The sequence below is a fragment of the Pseudomonas mucoides genome, from assembly GCF_015461845.1.
GTDB classification, from domain to species: Bacteria; Pseudomonadota; Gammaproteobacteria; order Pseudomonadales; family Pseudomonadaceae; genus Aquipseudomonas; species Aquipseudomonas mucoides.
This window is the reverse complement of the sequence record NZ_JACOPW010000002.1, coordinates 530403-545290: the sequence shown is the minus strand read 5'-3', so window position 1 is coordinate 545290 and position 14888 is coordinate 530403. Positions and strand designations below refer to the sequence as shown.

The 14888-nt window shown below is 58.1% G+C and carries 12 protein-coding genes; 4 read left to right on the top strand and 8 right to left on the bottom strand.

Translation table 11 applies throughout. The annotated features are described in order from the left end of the window. Positions 1–105 precede the first annotated feature (105 nt). The gene (locus H8F22_RS11045) at positions 106–1137 is read right to left on the bottom strand and encodes an AraC family transcriptional regulator (RefSeq protein WP_194940119.1); all 1032 of its coding nucleotides are present in this window, start codon (positions 1135–1137) and stop codon (positions 106–108) included. Between the two features lie 151 nt (positions 1138–1288). Here H8F22_RS11045 and H8F22_RS11040 point away from each other — a divergent pair, with 151 nt between their 5' ends. Further along, the gene (locus tag H8F22_RS11040) at positions 1289–2614 is read left to right on the top strand and encodes an MFS transporter (RefSeq protein WP_027925340.1); all 1326 of its coding nucleotides are present in this window, start codon (positions 1289–1291) and stop codon (positions 2612–2614) included. 97 nt (positions 2615–2711) lie between these two features. After that, complete coding sequence (locus H8F22_RS11035) at positions 2712–3722, top strand: YeiH family protein (RefSeq protein ID WP_194940118.1); 1011 nt, start codon at positions 2712–2714, stop codon at positions 3720–3722. 158 nt (positions 3723–3880) lie between these two features. Here the strand turns inward: H8F22_RS11035 and H8F22_RS11030 are convergent, their stop codons facing one another. Beyond that, positions 3881–4894 (bottom strand): AraC family transcriptional regulator, encoded by a 1014-nt coding sequence (locus tag H8F22_RS11030; RefSeq protein ID WP_194940117.1) that lies wholly within the window; start codon positions 4892–4894, stop codon positions 3881–3883. A 357-nt stretch (positions 4895–5251) separates the two neighbouring features. Between H8F22_RS11030 and H8F22_RS11025 the strand changes: the two genes are divergently transcribed. Next, the gene (locus H8F22_RS11025; RefSeq protein WP_081744000.1) at positions 5252–6313 is read left to right on the top strand and encodes an alpha/beta fold hydrolase; all 1062 of its coding nucleotides are present in this window, start codon (positions 5252–5254) and stop codon (positions 6311–6313) included. A 107-nt stretch (positions 6314–6420) separates the two neighbouring features. Here H8F22_RS11025 and H8F22_RS11020 read toward each other — a convergent pair whose 3' ends face one another. The 6 genes from H8F22_RS11020 to H8F22_RS10995 all read right to left on the bottom strand — a co-directional run bounded on the left by H8F22_RS11020 (position 6421) and on the right by H8F22_RS10995 (position 12834). Then, the gene (locus tag H8F22_RS11020) at positions 6421–8070 is read right to left on the bottom strand and encodes a 3-(methylthio)propionyl-CoA ligase (protein ID WP_194940116.1); all 1650 of its coding nucleotides are present in this window, start codon (positions 8068–8070) and stop codon (positions 6421–6423) included. Positions 8071–8254: 184 nt separating this feature from the next. Further along, on the bottom strand, positions 8255–8734 hold the full coding sequence (locus H8F22_RS11015; protein WP_027925336.1) for a 2,4'-dihydroxyacetophenone dioxygenase family protein: 480 nt from the start codon (positions 8732–8734) through the stop codon (positions 8255–8257). Positions 8735–8843: 109 nt separating this feature from the next. After that, on the bottom strand, positions 8844–9716 hold the full coding sequence (locus tag H8F22_RS11010; protein WP_218186582.1) for a TauD/TfdA dioxygenase family protein: 873 nt from the start codon (positions 9714–9716) through the stop codon (positions 8844–8846). A 611-nt stretch (positions 9717–10327) separates the two neighbouring features. Next, on the bottom strand, positions 10328–10537 hold the full coding sequence (locus H8F22_RS11005; protein ID WP_027923854.1) for a hypothetical protein: 210 nt from the start codon (positions 10535–10537) through the stop codon (positions 10328–10330). A gap of 517 nt (positions 10538–11054) precedes the next feature. Beyond that, positions 11055–11366, bottom strand: a complete 312-nt coding sequence (locus tag H8F22_RS11000) for an addiction module antidote protein (RefSeq protein ID WP_194940115.1) — start codon at positions 11364–11366, stop codon at positions 11055–11057. A gap of 1225 nt (positions 11367–12591) precedes the next feature. Next, positions 12592–12834 carry a hypothetical protein gene (locus H8F22_RS10995; protein ID WP_194940114.1) on the bottom strand — a complete coding sequence of 81 codons (243 nt, stop codon included), beginning with the start codon at positions 12832–12834 and terminating at the stop codon, positions 12592–12594. 700 nt (positions 12835–13534) lie between these two features. Between H8F22_RS10995 and H8F22_RS10990 the strand changes: the two genes are divergently transcribed. After that, positions 13535–13780: a hypothetical protein gene (locus H8F22_RS10990; RefSeq protein WP_194940113.1), complete on the top strand. Its 246-nt coding sequence runs from the start codon at positions 13535–13537 to the stop codon at positions 13778–13780. The last annotated feature ends 1108 nt before the right edge of the window (positions 13781–14888 follow it).

Sequence of the window (14888 nt, the reverse complement as noted above, 5' to 3'; positions counted from 1 at the left end):
GGCAGGCACGGGCAATCCTGTGCATTTCAGGACATTTTATTGGCGTATTGGGACAAAGTCGTCCGCTCGCGGGCGCGCTCCCTTGGGACCGCCCGTTCCACTTACTCAGGTGAGTGACCCGGGTGTCACCTGGCTCTCTCGGTAGGCTGTGACCCAACTCGATGGCGTCTGGCCAAACTGGCCACGGAACCAGCGGGAAAAGTCACCGGCAGAGGAAAAACCAAGCAGCTCGGCGACCTCATATAACCGGCGCTTGCTGTTGGCCAGGTACTCTTCGGCGAGATCGGCACGCACGGCATTGATGATGGTGGTGACGCTTTGCCCTTCCTCCGCGAGGTGCCGGTTCAGCGTGCGTCGATGCACGCCGAGATGCTGGGCAACGCCATCGACGGAACACAGCCCGCCCGGCAACAACATCTTGACTACCTGGCGCACCTGCTGCGCCGGCTCGTCGCGCAGGTTGGCCAACAGCAGGTCCAGGGATCGCTTCACTTCGCGATGCAGCGTCGGGTCTGCCGCGGGAATGGCCGCGTCGAGATCGCGGGCGCGGCAAACGATGGCATTGAACTCCTGGGAAAACTCGATCGCCGTGCCCAGCACGCGGTGATGGACTTCCAGGCTGGTGGGTCGCTCGTGGGTAAAGCTGACCCTGACTGGCCGGAAAGTCTGGCCGCTGAGATTGTTCAAGGTGCGCACGATAATCCCCGTCGCCTGTTCGATCGCCTGGCGCCAGACGCCATGATGACCCTGCATGTTCACACCCATATGCAACAGGACCAGGTCCCCGACATCTTCAAGCCGCAGCTCCACGCCGGCGTTATGCAACCGGGCGTAACGCGCGCAGGACAGCAAGGCTGCGCGCAGTGTCGGCTCTTCGCGAATGAGCAGCGCGAGCATGCCGAAGTTGGACAGTTGCCTCGATTGCGCCAGCAACAGCCCGAACGCCTCATGGCCAGACAGGCGCGCCGACTCTTCCAGCAGCCAGCCGACCGAATCGCTGCTGATCATGATGTTCGGATCGGCCAGGGTACTGGCTGGCAGCTTGGCTAGACGCAGCATGCGAAACGGGTCCAGCCCTACGGAGCGGGCCACTTGCTCATAGTGGGTCAGGCTGGCACTGCGGGTCAGGGTGTACATGCTGGGCTGTCCCAATTTCACAAGAGTGTGTCCTGCGAAGCTTAGTGCAGGACGCCCCGCCAGAGCTACCTTCAGGTCACTGAAAATAGTGGAGGCAGCGCCGTATTGGCCATCCGCTGGATAACAACAATAAAACCCATGAGGAGGCTACATGGCCTTTCACCCAATCGCCGACGATGATGACGCTGGTTGCGTCAACGTTGCGCGTAGATATGCCTGGATTGTCTTTGCACTGACCTTCGGCATGTTGATTTCCGATTACATGTCGCGCCAGGTGCTCAATGCGGTGTTCCCGCTGCTCAAGAGCGAGTGGGCACTGAGTGACGGCCAGCTCGGCCTGCTCAGTGGCATTGTCGCCCTGATGGTCGGCCTGCTGACGTTCCCGCTGTCGCTGATGGCCGACCGCTTCGGCCGGGTCAAGAGCCTGGCGCTGATGGCGATGCTGTGGAGCGTGGCCACTTTGGGCTGCGCCTTGGCGCAGGACTACCCGCAGATGTTCATCGCCCGGTTCATGGTCGGCGTCGGCGAAGCCGCCTACGGCAGCGTGGGCATAGCGGTGGTGATTTCGGTATTCCCAAAACACATGCGAGCCACCCTGGCCAGCGCGTTCATGGCCGGCGGCTTGTTCGGCGCTGTGCTGGGCATGGCCCTGGGCGGCGCGATCGCCGCCAAGCTGGGCTGGCGCTGGTCATTTGCCGGCATGGCGTTGTTCGGCCTGTGCCTGGCGGTGCTGTACCCGATCATCGTCAAGGAAGCACGCATTGCGCCGCAACGTGCGGCGCAGGCCCTGAACCAGGGGACGCAGGACCTGCGCCCGTTGCGCACCCTGTGGTCCAGCCGTTCGGTAGTAGCGACCTATGTCGGCAGTGGTTTGCAGTTGTTTGTCGGCGGCACGGTGATGGTGTGGATTCCCAGCTACCTGAACCGCTACTACGACATGCCGACGGACAAGGCAGGCGGGCTGGCTGCCCTCATTGTGCTGTGCAGCGGTGTGGGGATGATTCTGTGCGGCATGCTTAGCGACCGGCTGTGTCGCAACTTACCGGAGCGCAAAGTCAGCCTGGCCATTGCCTTCTGCCTGGGCAGTTGCCTGCTCTTGTCGGCGGCGTTCGCGCTGCAGGCGGGGCCCGTGCAATTGCTGTTGATCTGCCTGGGCATGCTGATTGCCACCGGGACCACCGGCCCTAGCGGGGCGATGGTCGCCAACCTGACCCATTACTCGGTGCACGGCACCGCATTTGCCACGCTGACCCTGGCCAATAATCTGCTGGGCCTGGCCCCGGGGCCATTCATTACCGGCCGGGTTTCCGACCTGATCGGCCTGCATGCCGCGTTTCAACTGGTGCCACTGGTCAGCCTCGCGGCCGCGGCGGTGTTCTTTTACGCCAAGTGTCACTACCACAAAGATATTGCCCGTTTAACGGGTGACAGCGTCGCAGCACCTGTCAGTGGCGGCGCGTTAGAGGTGAAGTTGTGAGTCGATTTTCAAGTGTTGATGTGTTTTTCGATCGCCCCTGGGACCTGATCGGCAAGCGCAAGCTGGAGCAGATGCTGATTGGTGAGGAATCCATGCCATGAGCGCCATTGCTCTCACCCAAGCCCATACCCGCGTGCGCGAATTGGCACCGGGTTTTACCGTCAGCCTGATCGTGGCGGCTGCCGCTTCGTTTTTGTCTGAGCACTATGGTGCTCCGGTCATGCTGTTCGCCTTGTTGCTGGGCATGGCGCTGAACTTTCTGGCGGACGAAGGCTCGTGCAAGGCCGGTGTCGAGTTCACCGCGCGTATGGTGCTGCGCATCGGCGTGTCGCTACTGGGCATGCGTATCACCCTGGAACAAATGGCGGCGTTGGGCTGGAAGCCGATGGCGCTGGTGGTGATCCTGGTGGTGGTGACCATCGGCGTCTCGGTGATCGCTGCCAGGCTGCTCGGCTTTTCCCGATTGTTCGGCATGCTCACCGGTGGCGCCACCGCCATCTGCGGTGCTTCGGCAGCCTTGGCCCTGGCCGCAGCGTTGCCTAACCATCCGCAGAAAGAGCGTGCGACCCTGTTCACGGTGATCGGCGTGTCGGCGTTGTCGACCCTGGCAATGATCGTCTATCCAATGATTGCTCACGGGTTATCACTGTCGCCGCAAATTGCCGGGGTGTTCCTCGGCGCGACTATCCACGATGTCGCTCAGGTCGTGGGCGCCGGTTACGGCATGTCGACCGAGACCGGCGATACCGCCACTGTGGTCAAGCTGATACGCGTCGCCATGCTGCTGCCGGTCATCGTCGCTGCGGCCATGGTTACCCGCATGCAAGGTGCCGACCCGACAGGCAAACGCCCACCGCTGCTGCCATGGTTCGCCGTGGGATTTCTGATGCTGGCCTGCATCAACAGCACCGGCTGGATCGCGCCGGCGGTGCAAGGCGGGTTCAATGAGTTCTCGCGCTGGTGCCTGGTGATTTCCATCAGTGCCCTGGGCATGAAAACTCGGCTCAAGGAACTGGCGGCGGTCGGGATCAAGCCGATCCTGCTGATGGTCGGGGAAACTGTGTTTCTCGTGGTGCTGGTGCTTCTGTTACTGCACTGGGGTTCCTGAAAACAGGCTTCACACAGGTTTATGGCAGGGCTTCACTGGGCTGGCTCCTCATTACAGTGAGGCTCACCACCGGTGTGACAAGCACCGGTTTTCGCGGCGACTGTACCAGCAGTCGCCGTTTTTTTGTGTGCGTTGAAAGGCGGGAACAGCGCTCCCTGTCAGGGAGCGACCGCTTGTTTCTGCGCGCGACGCCACGCCGCTGGCGGCATGCCGAACTGGTTGATGAACCAGCGCGTGAAGGAGCTGGCCATGGAGAAGCCGAACATGTCGGCGATGCTGCTCATCGAGTGGTTCGGGTTTTCCAGATAACGCAGCGCCAGGTCACGGCGCACCTCGTTGATCAGGTCGTTGAAGGCACAGCCGTCGTCCTGCAGACGGCGTTGAAAGGTGCGCACGTTCATGCCCTGCGACAGCGCGATCTGTTCGATCGTGGCGCGCCCCATGGGCAACAACAGGTAGATGGCCTTGCGCACTTCGAACAACAACGACGGTTTTACATCGCTTTGCAGCGAGTCGATGTAGTGTCTGGCATAACTTGCCATGGCCGGGTCGGCATTGGCGTTGACCATCTCCAGACTGGCATCGGAGCAGACGATGCCGTTGAAATCGCTGCCAAACTCCAGGTTGCAGCCGAACAGGCGCCGATGCAGATGCAGGTTCTCTGGCGGCTGGTGCATGAAGTTGATGCTGTACGGGCGCCACTGCACGCCGAGCAGTGTCGAGCACAGGCCGAACAGCACGCCGATGACCAGTTCCGAGGCCTGGCGACTGGGCAGCAGCGATTCGGTGACCATCTCGGCACGAATGATCACCATCCGGCCGGCTTCTTCAACGAAGATCCCCAGGGAGTCATTCATCAGATGACGATAGTGCTCCATTACCTGAAAGGCCTCACGCAGGGTGCGTTGCTGGCTGAGCAGCAGGCTGACCGCGCCGAAGTCTGAAAGCTGGCGCGACTCGGCCATGCGCAGGCCGAGGGTCTGGCAACCACTGGCGACGGCAGAATCTTCCAGCAGGCGCATGGCAGAATCGATGGGTATACGGTTTTCCGGGACTCGCAGTTGAGCCTTGCTCAGCCCGACGACGGTCATGATGTCGCACGGGTTGAATCCGAGGTCCTGGGTGACTTCCAGGTATTTGGTCAAGACGGCGGCGCGAACAAGCTTGGGCATGTGCAGGATCTCCCTCGGCCGATGGCGGCGTTGCTTTTTTCATCGAAGGTGTTTTGCGCGTGAAGAGGGCGCTTGTGGCGGAACTGCTGGCGCCAGCGATCTTCAACCCTGGTCTGGCGTGATGCGGAGCAGGTAGCGCGGATCCATTTTAGGGAGCATGGGTCCGGTGCCATGGGCATGGCGGGATAATTTCTTAGCATATTGGGACACAGCAAGAGCCGGGAACGATGGCGTAAGGCGCCGCGCGTTAGGTGTGGTGATGTCCCAATTTCACAAGATTGTGTCCCGGGAAGCTCAGTGCAGGGCACCCCCATGGCGCTACCTTCAGGCCCACAATTGATAAGATGGAGGTAGAAAATGGAGACGCGCACTTCGATGCGTATCGGTCAGCCGCTCGCTGCAATGGCGCCTGCGGATGCCGACGATCCTGATGCATTCAACCACTGCTTTGCCGAAGTCAACGGCATCCGCATGCATTACATCGACGAGGGCCAGGGCCCGCTCGTCATCCTGCTGCATGGTTTCCCCTACCTCTGGTACATGTGGCGGCGCCAGATCGTGGCTTTGGCCGAGGCCGGCTTTCGGGTTGTCGTGCCCGATCAACGCGGGTTCGGGCAGTCGGACCGACCCGATGCCATCGAAGCCTATGACATGAGCCAGGCCGTCGGCGATATGGTGGGCTTGATGGGGGCCCTGGGCGAAACGTCCGCGGTCATCATTGGGCATGACCTGGGGGCCTGGGTGGCTCAAGCGTCGGCCCTGTTGCGACCGGACCTGTTCCGTGGCCTGGTGATGCTCAATACGCCGGTGCCACCGCGCAGCAAGGTCAAGCCGACCGCGGGTCTGCAGGCCATGGCGAAAGGAAGGGTCTACCACCACCTGTATTTCCAGCAGCTCGACAAGCCGGATCGCGAGTTGGCCCATGATCCGCGCAAGACCTTGAGCAGCGTCTTCTATTCGATCTCCGGCAGCGCCGTCGGCGCCGAACGCTGGCGTCTGTTCGTCGAGGCCGGTGAACCCATTCTCAATGCCTTCACCGAGCCGAAGGGGGAGTTTCCGTCATGGTTGAGCCCGCGGTCGCTGGACTACTACGTCGCCGAGTACACACGCACGGGCTTTACCGGAGCCCTCAACTATTACCGGTGTCGTGACCGCAACTGGGAAATCACCGCGTTTCTCGACGGCGCGAAGGTCAGCCAGCCGAGCCTGTTCATCGGTGGTGCTGCCGACCCTTCCCTGGAGCCGGTCGAAATCCGTGGTCTCTACGACCAGATGGACGCCTATCTGCCCGCACTGTGCAAAAAGGTGCTGCTACCCGGTGTAGGCCATAGCGCCGCAGAGGAAAGCCCTGCCCAGGTCAACGAATTGCTGCTGGAGTTTCTCGAGCAGTCGATGTCCTGTGAGCCAGCGGCACGCTAAGCCACTGCATAGCGTGAATGCAAAAGGCAGGGCGAACGCTAGCGGCATCTGCCGTAACGTCCGCGCTGCCTTTGCACATGGACAGGGCTGGATTTTTACCTGGCTACTCAGCTGACAACCTTGACCAGCAGATGATCGCCGAACTGCTCGCGCAGACAGTTCTTCAAGACCTTGCCCGTAGCACCCAGTGGAATCGTGTCGACGAAGACCACATCATCCGGCGTCCACCACCTGGCAATCTTGCCTTCATAAAAGGCCAGCAGTTCATCCCGCGTCAGGGCTGCCTGCGCTTTCCTGACGATGATCAGCAAGGGCCGTTCATCCCACTTCGCATGTTTGGCCGCGATGCAGGCCGCCTGGGCGACTGACGGATGGCTCAGCGCAATGTTCTCCAGGTCAATGGAGCCTATCCACTCGCCACCCGACTTGATCACATCCTTGCTGCGATCGGTGATCTGCATGAAGCCATCGCCATCGATGGTCGCCACATCGCCGGTCGGGAACCATGTCTGGCCGGCGTGCTCGAGCAGCGGCGAGCACTCACCTTCGTTTCTGAAATAGTCGCGTACCACCCAGGGTCCACGCACCATCAGGTCACCCGAGGTCGCGCCGTCCCAAGGCAGTTCCACGCCGTCCGTACCGACGATCTTCATGTCGACGCCAAATACTGCGCGGCCTTGTTTGGACTGCACGGCATTACGCTCGGCCGGGGACATGACCAGGTGCCTGGCCTTGAGGGTGCCAATGGTTCCGATCGGGCTCAATTCCGTCATCCCCCAGACGTGCAGCACTGCTACGCCGAAGATCTCCTGAAACGTGTGCAGCATGGCCGTGGGGCAGGCTGCGCCGCCAATGATGGTGCGCTTCATGCTGGAGAACCGCTGACCTGTGACCTCAAGATGCCCAAGAAGGCCTTGCCAGACCGTCGGTACGCCGGCGGACAGCGTCACCTGCTCGGCTTCGAGCAGCTCAAACAGCGATTGGCCGTCCAGCGCAGGTCCCGGAAATACTAGCTTGGCGCCGACCATGCAGGCGATATACGGGAGCCCCCAGGCGTTGACATGGAACATCGGCACAACCGGCAGGATGACGTCGCGCGCCGAACAATTCAGGGCATCCGGTAGCGCCGCCGCATAAGTGTGCAGCAGCGATGAGCGATGACTGTACAAGACACCTTTTGGGTTGCCCGTGGTGCCGGAGGTGTAGCAGAGCGTACACGCGGCATCCTCGTCGAGATCAGGCCAGGCGTAGTCGCAGGAACCCTGTTGAAGCAGATCTTCATAGCACAGCAGGTTGTCGATACCGGCGTCTGTCGGCATATGGGCCTGATCGGTCATGGCGATGAACGCCTTGACCGTGTGGCAGCGGCCAGCGATGAGCTTGATCAACGGCAGGAAGGTCATGTCGAAAAAGATGTACTGGTCTTCGGCATGATTGGCGATGTAGGCCACCTGGTCTTCATGCAGGCGTGGGTTGATGGTATGCACGATGGCACCCATGCCGCCGATGCCATAGTACAACTCCAGGTGACGATAGCCGTTCCAGGCCAGCGTACCGATGCGGTCGGCTGGCTGCACGCCCAGGCCGGTCAGGGCGCTGGCCATCTGGCGCGCGCGACGGTGGCAGTCTCGGAAGGTGTAGCGATGGATATCGCCCTCGACCCTGCGGGACACAATCGGTGTATCGCCATGATGGCGGGCGGCATGTTCTATCAGAGAGGAAATCAACAGCTGCTTGTGCATCATCAAGCCATGCATGGGCATCGCTCCGTTCATAAGTCTGAGATCGGGGAGCGGACAGGCGGCCAGGGCTCTCTGTCAGATTCCACGTCAAGACCGCGAACCGGGACAGCCTGTTTTCCTCCCCTGGATATTGGCGATCAGGTAACCGTCCCGGCTGCCCCGTGAATCGGGGCCTGCCGGGAGCGTTGCTGGAACCGGATCAGTTAAATGCTGTGAGATCTTTCGGCGCGATGTCGTGCAGCTCGCAATAAGCGAGGTAACGCTTGAGGCCGGACTTCCAGTTTTCCAGCGCGACGATATTGTCGTTGTCATCGACAAACGCGAGGTCGCCATTGACCTGGACCAGGGTCAGCACATAGCCGTCGCCATTGCCGGTGCTGACGACTTCCGGGGTGTGAGTCGACCCGGCCGTCTCGTAGACAATGCTGCCCGGGCCGGCGACCCAGTCATGTTCCTTGTATTTCCACTGGCCTTCGAAGGTGTAGACCATCACCGTGCCCGTGTGATGGTGCTTGGGCAGTTGCATGTCGATCGGCGCCTTCATCATGACGATCCATTCGCCGCGGATCGGGTCGAGTTTGAAGTACTTGAGCAGGACGTTATCCGCATACGGGGTAAACGGAATCCAGGGCAGGGATTCGCCATCGATGACGGCGGTGTCGACGTGTTCGTAGAGCATAGGTATCTCCGTTGATTGTTGTTGTTGTGAGCGGGAATTTTTCGGCGGCCGGGATCGCCCGACCATCACGGAGGGTCGGGTGTTCTGGCAGCCTGTCAGGCAGTCAGGGTCAGTTCAGCGGGGTGCCCGTCAGGGTCGCGCGCAGCATCTTTCTTGGCGCATTGCCGTAGTCAGCCACCGCGTAGTGCTGGACTTGCAGGTTGTCCCACATGGCAACCGTGTTGGTGCGCCATTTCAGGCGTACCTGATATTCAGGAATGGCGGCCTGGGAGATCAGGTAGTTCATCAGATGATGAGCCTCGGGCATGAAGTCCTGGCCGTAACGGATGTCCTCGAAGTTGAAGAAATTCGAGAAATGGGTGGTGAACGCGGAGTTGACGAACAGCACCTTTTCACCCGTCTCGGGATGGATCAGCACAACCGGGTGTTCAGCGCCGGGGGTCTTCAGGGCCATCGCGTGACGTTCTTCGCGTGGCAACTGGGCGCCAAAGGTCTGCTCGGCACCGTGCTTGGCATACAAACCCTCGATCCGCTGCTTGATGGTGTCGGGCAGATTGTCGTAGGCCATCACCATGTTGGAAAACAGAGTGTCTCCGCCGGTTTCCGGACCCAGTTCGCAGCGCAACACCGCGCCGCGGGGCGGCGCCTTCTTGTAAGTGACATCGGCATGCCAGAGGTTCTCGCGGCTGGCCTTTTCGACATAGCTCTTGGGCTTGCTCGGATCGAGGTTGCGGTACAGCATCAGCAACTTGTCCGCCTCCGGATGGCTGGGCGCCAGGGGATGTGCTTCCAGTTCGCTGAATTGCGCGGCGAAATGCTGTTGCTCCATTGGAGTGATGTTCTGATCGCGAAAGAACAGCACTTTGTGCTTGAGCCACAGCTCCCGGATTTGCGCGATCAGTTCGGGGTCCTCAGCGGCGTCGACAAGGCTGACGTTGCTGAGCTCGGCGCCGATGGCGGGAGTGCAAAGCTCCACCTTTATCGAATGCTGGCGCACCGACGACCGGATGATGGCCGGTGCCGAGGGAGAGGTTGGTGAAGGGGTGTCCTGGATTTCGGCGATTTTTGTCATTGTTGTCTCCACTCCGTGCTTATACGGCGGTGCGCAAGATATGCGCCCGTTATAGGTAACCGGCCCCCGCTGACGGGGCGGAGGTAGTGGTCCTATCGTAGATATCCCAGGCACGAGGCTATGAGCGCAGCGGGACAGTTTCTTAGCATGTTGGGACAACGAGCCGAGCGGTCAGGACTCAGGTGAATGATGACCATGCTCCGGCGCTGTCTTTCTTGCGAGGCCGGAATTAGTTGAGATCGACCGTGTGCGAGCGATTGGTCGAATTGGCAGCGCAACCAGTGCGAGATCTGCTGCTTTCATCGAAGGACTTGAGGTTCTCAAAAAAATCGAACGTCTCCTTTTGGCCGATTGTTGCCTGTCGCGAAGGGCCGCAGTCGACCCGAAGCCGGTAGCTTTCTAACGTCTTACATGATCGGTTGCTGAGGGCCATCTGTTCGATGGAAGTGTTAACCGGCTGGGCGAGGGCGGCTGCTCAAGTTGGGATGATGGCGCAGGAAACGAGGTAGCTTTATGAGCGATCACTCGGGTGTCATAAGTACCGCGAGCGTCATTTTGATGAACTCTTCGTTCTTGTCGATCGTTTCCAAGGCGCCTCGCACATTGCCACCGACCTCGGTCGCACCGCGCTGCTCTACCCAAAGCGTCAGCTCCATGATGGCAGCCTCCAGGGCGAGTTGGTTTTCGTTGATCTTGAATAGCAGGGAAGGGAGCAGGTCATTGTTGGGCATCGCGTTTCCTCCGTGAACGGAAGCAGCGTAGCAGGTGAAATCAGTAGCTTGGAATAATTGTTGAATGGTGGACGCCGAGGGAGGGATGTGCGCAAAACCTCCTCTGGAGGCCGCGTGTTTCCCAACAGCCCCAAGCATGGGGTGTTAGGAGCCGAGGGCCACACAGCGAGCGCTATGGTATGCGTTATCGGCATACCATGATGTAGATCGGTTCGGAGTGAGAGCATACATTAACGCTGAAATGGGACGGTTTTTCCGGTCCGCAATCTCTGAAAGGGGTGCGGAAACATTGAGTTGGATTGCAGCCAAAAAGGCGTAATTGCGACCCGGAAAAACTATTGAAAGGTGCAGCCTGATTGATTTTCCCTTGGGACTTAAAATCCCCCGTGGATATGAAAAGGCGCTCGAAGGCCTATCGCAATGTGGGCTTCGATAAGGTAGTTAAATGGCTGCATTCGACCCATAGGCGACGTTCATCGGACGGACTCACACGTTTAGCTGCTTTTTGCCGTGGTGTTTATATCCGTGAACTGCCTCCATTTCCGGGAACAGTTGCAACAACGATCTTGACTTTGATGCCTAAGGCCGTGGCCACTTTCAGAACGATAGAAAGGTTCGGATCACCATCCTTAGAAAATGCCCGGTACAGCGTGGCTCTACTAATTCCGGTCTCGCGAGAAAGCCGGCTCATTCCTTTGTCTCGCGCAATTGTGCCCAGTGCAGCAACCAATACGCTCGGATCATTCGCCATCAGACCGCTCTCCAGAAGGGCGGCAAAATCCTTATCACTGATTCGACTGTCCGACTCAACCAAACCTGTGTAATGCATAGCAGCCTCCCCGTGATAAGAGCGTCTCCTAAAGCAATGGCTACGCCAGAGTCGGTGAAGATGCTCATATGAAAATCTAGACCATTCCGGACGCATTAATGCGATGTGCTGGCTCTTTCTATCCCTCACTCTGAAATTTAAGTGTTCTGATGTTCCTCGGTCTTGATGACTGATCAGATTCGGAGGGCTGTTACCCGATTTTGGCCCTATTTCGCTCAGTCGCAAAGGTCAGAAAGCGACCCATAGCGGACTATCAGAGATTCCCCGACGTCAGGGGAAACTCGTCGCGTCAGGGGGGTAGTGTCCCGGGTAAAAAGGAGGGCGCACCCTATTATCAGCTGGGGGCTCAGTACAGTCTTGGGGGCTGAGTTTTGCTGACAACAGGGCACCAACGTCAGACTAGGTCTGCAAGTTAGTCGAGGCGCCCTGTCGTAGAGCTTAGAGCAGCTCAGGGGACTTTCCACAGTGTATGCCTACTTTCTTCGTCAAGAGGGATGTCCTCCCAGCATGAGAGGTGAAACTGATTGTATTGTTTAGGGATATCCTCTACAGATCGAGGGCTGCATTTGGCCGAAAGCAGCGTTCACTTTATTTTTCGCTGGGATGCATCCAGGTCTCCGTCGTCTACGTAAATCCATCACCCTCATTCGAAGGGTGGAAGAATTAAGGAGATGCCATACACGCCAGTGGAGTCATACCGTCATCGATACGGTTCTGATGCCGAAGTAGATAACGTGGACTCGTGGGCTGTTGAGAGCGGATTTCGTTTCTATTGGACTACAGTGGACTATTTACGCACCCCTGGAGAAAGCAACGCCATCACTTTGCGAGGGAAGATATGCGGGCTATTTCAACTGCTGATATCGCCTACGGCACCCAAATACTCTGCATATTCTGTGCGTTGGGTTTGGTGTTCTCTTGGGGGCTTGGCTTAGAAGGAAGTTACGTACTCTACGCACTGGTTCTGGGAGGCATTTTCATAGCAGTAACTTTGTGCGGGAACTATTTACCATTTGGTAAAAAGCTAAGGTAGCCCCCTCCGTCTAGCTCCTCGGCCTTGTGGCCGGTTCCCAATGTCAGCTTTTGGCCGGTTGCGGGATGTACACCTCTTTCACCTGCTTCGCTTCTTGCATCTGCATGGTCGTACCCTCCTGGGGATCGAGTCATTCAGATTAGCAGGGGCTACGCCAGCTGCGCGGGGGGCTTCAGCTCGTACCGCTGCGGCCTACTCTTCGTCTTCCCCGTAGAGCGTCACTCGCACCTGCTCAACCAAATCAATCAGCGCACCGTCGTACTCGGTATTGCCCGCCCTCAATGCCTGGACGCAGGCCATCCGTGTCGATTCGTTAGCCGTGCTCGCGGCAGTCTCTAGTGCGTCCATAGCATCCAACACAGCTTGCTGAGCGGCGTCGACTTTGGCCAGCTGGATAGCTAACGCGGCCAACGCCTTCGGATCAATCGTCAGCATAACGTGGTTCCCTTTCCTGTTTATGTAAACCATTGTTCGGTTCAGGCTCGGCGGAAAAGGTTTTGCGGTTAGGGGCAAAACTTTTCCGGTACCGGTCGGTGTTGCAAGTAACGCGGCATAACCTTCGATTTGGCGCGGGTCCCCGTGGCGCGGATGGGTGGTGTGTGCCCAGTCTTGGGGCGGGGTACGTTGGAGCTGTAGGGCGAAGGCCTGCTATTTCACGCTGACGAATGCTAACGGTTCCTGTCAGTGGTCCTCTCAGTGTAGATCGCGGATGCAGGAGGGACGTTCAGACCTGGAGCGCTACCAAACGCCTGCTTTTCAGGACTGGCTATAGGGACGGGTAAGATGGATGGACTATTAGGTTGATTGGTGGCCGTGATTAGGTGACTAGTCGATTGGCCAGGATTGAGCTGATGATGGCGACTGGCAGAAAACGCTGGATTTACCTGCAGGGCCGAACAACTGCTTTTGGCCGATTGCAGTCTGGCGCCCAGGGCAGATCGACGCCAAATGGCCTCTCAGTTTTTTGGGCAGTGACGCCTGAATGTGAGATTGGGGGCGTTATTTATATGATCGTGTACATACGACGAAACCGGTTGTCTTGCGAGTTAACGCCACTATGAAATTGGTGAGACACTTGATCGATAGGGACAGCGACTTGTAATTCCGAGTTAAGCCTTGATAGGAGCCCGCTACTATGAGCAACACAGACGATTATCGCTTTCAATCCCACAAGCTGTTACTTGAATTAGATTCAGCCACCACCAGTCTGATGATGCTCGTATCGGCGCGGCAAATAGAGGGGGCTCCTTGGATTGACGCGACCAATCGCCAGAGGCTGGCGTATGAGGCGTGGGCTGCTTTTCTTTGTGTACCAAAAATTGATCCGATGCCTATTTTGGATGGGCGAGCCGCTGGTAGTTATGGATCAACAGCAGACTGAAGGAGCTTATAGCACTTGAGGATGTCAGTTGGTCCCCCTCGACCCACGGTAGTCATTACGCGTCACTCAGAAAGCGTGGCTTACTGACGTGAGCCTAAGTGGTGCCATCGGCTTTTTTACGTATGGAGTCCAAGTCATCCCAAGGGGTGCAACGTTGTCCTGCATAACCACAGCTTGAGGAGTGTACAAACGCGGAACCACGATCAATCTCTTTCTGCTGTGCTTGGCAGGTTCGACAAGACACGATGCCGTTAGCGATATGCCAGCGGCCACTCCAGTCAATCAGATCCTCGCTCGTCGTCATAAGTCGCCATCTCAGATGCTTGCTCTCATCTTAGATCGATTGATTTATCGCGCTGAAGTTCCAGAGTTTTTGCTCAAGCGAGGGTTCTTGTTCCCCCTCTTGAAAGGTGACGCTACAGAAAGAACCCGAGATGTCAGACGGCAATCTTCCTGTAGCGGAAATGTAAACTTGAATTAACACGTCTCCCAAAGTTACGAAAGGGTCGTTTCGCTGCTGCGGCCCTTCAGAGAGGCTTACCTGTAAAGGTTTCACGGTGACCGCGATCAATACACTGAACTGAATAGCTGTTCTGAGTTTTTCCCCTCACACGCAGCTTCCGCTTCTGCTCTCGTTGGAAATGACTGGGGGAGGCGACACTTTTCCTTGTTGTCGTAGAGGTTGAATCCACAAGGCGCCATGCTGGAGTAGAAGCGGGTACCTTTTCGTACCGATCGCGTCTCAGTAGGTATCGCTGGAACAACAACAAATCTCGATCCCATTTCATCACCTATTTTTTTGATCGTGATTTTATCTTTTTAGCGGCATATGGCCACCACATCAACTTTCCGTAAAAGGAGGCGACGGACGGATGACTTGGCCTGCTGAACGGCCGGATTAGGTAGGCTTAGGTGACAATAAAAATGGCGTGGGAGCTACAGGCAGCAATGACATCGATACTTCTGCAGGCGACGAAGTAACTACTCCAAACGTCCAATAAACAGATTGATTACCAATGACTGTTCCTGGCCGTTTTCTGCCCGCCGCGAGGGTCAGAAAGTGGCCAGGAGCCGCAGTCAGGATTGATCTCGGCTGGGTGGTGACGGT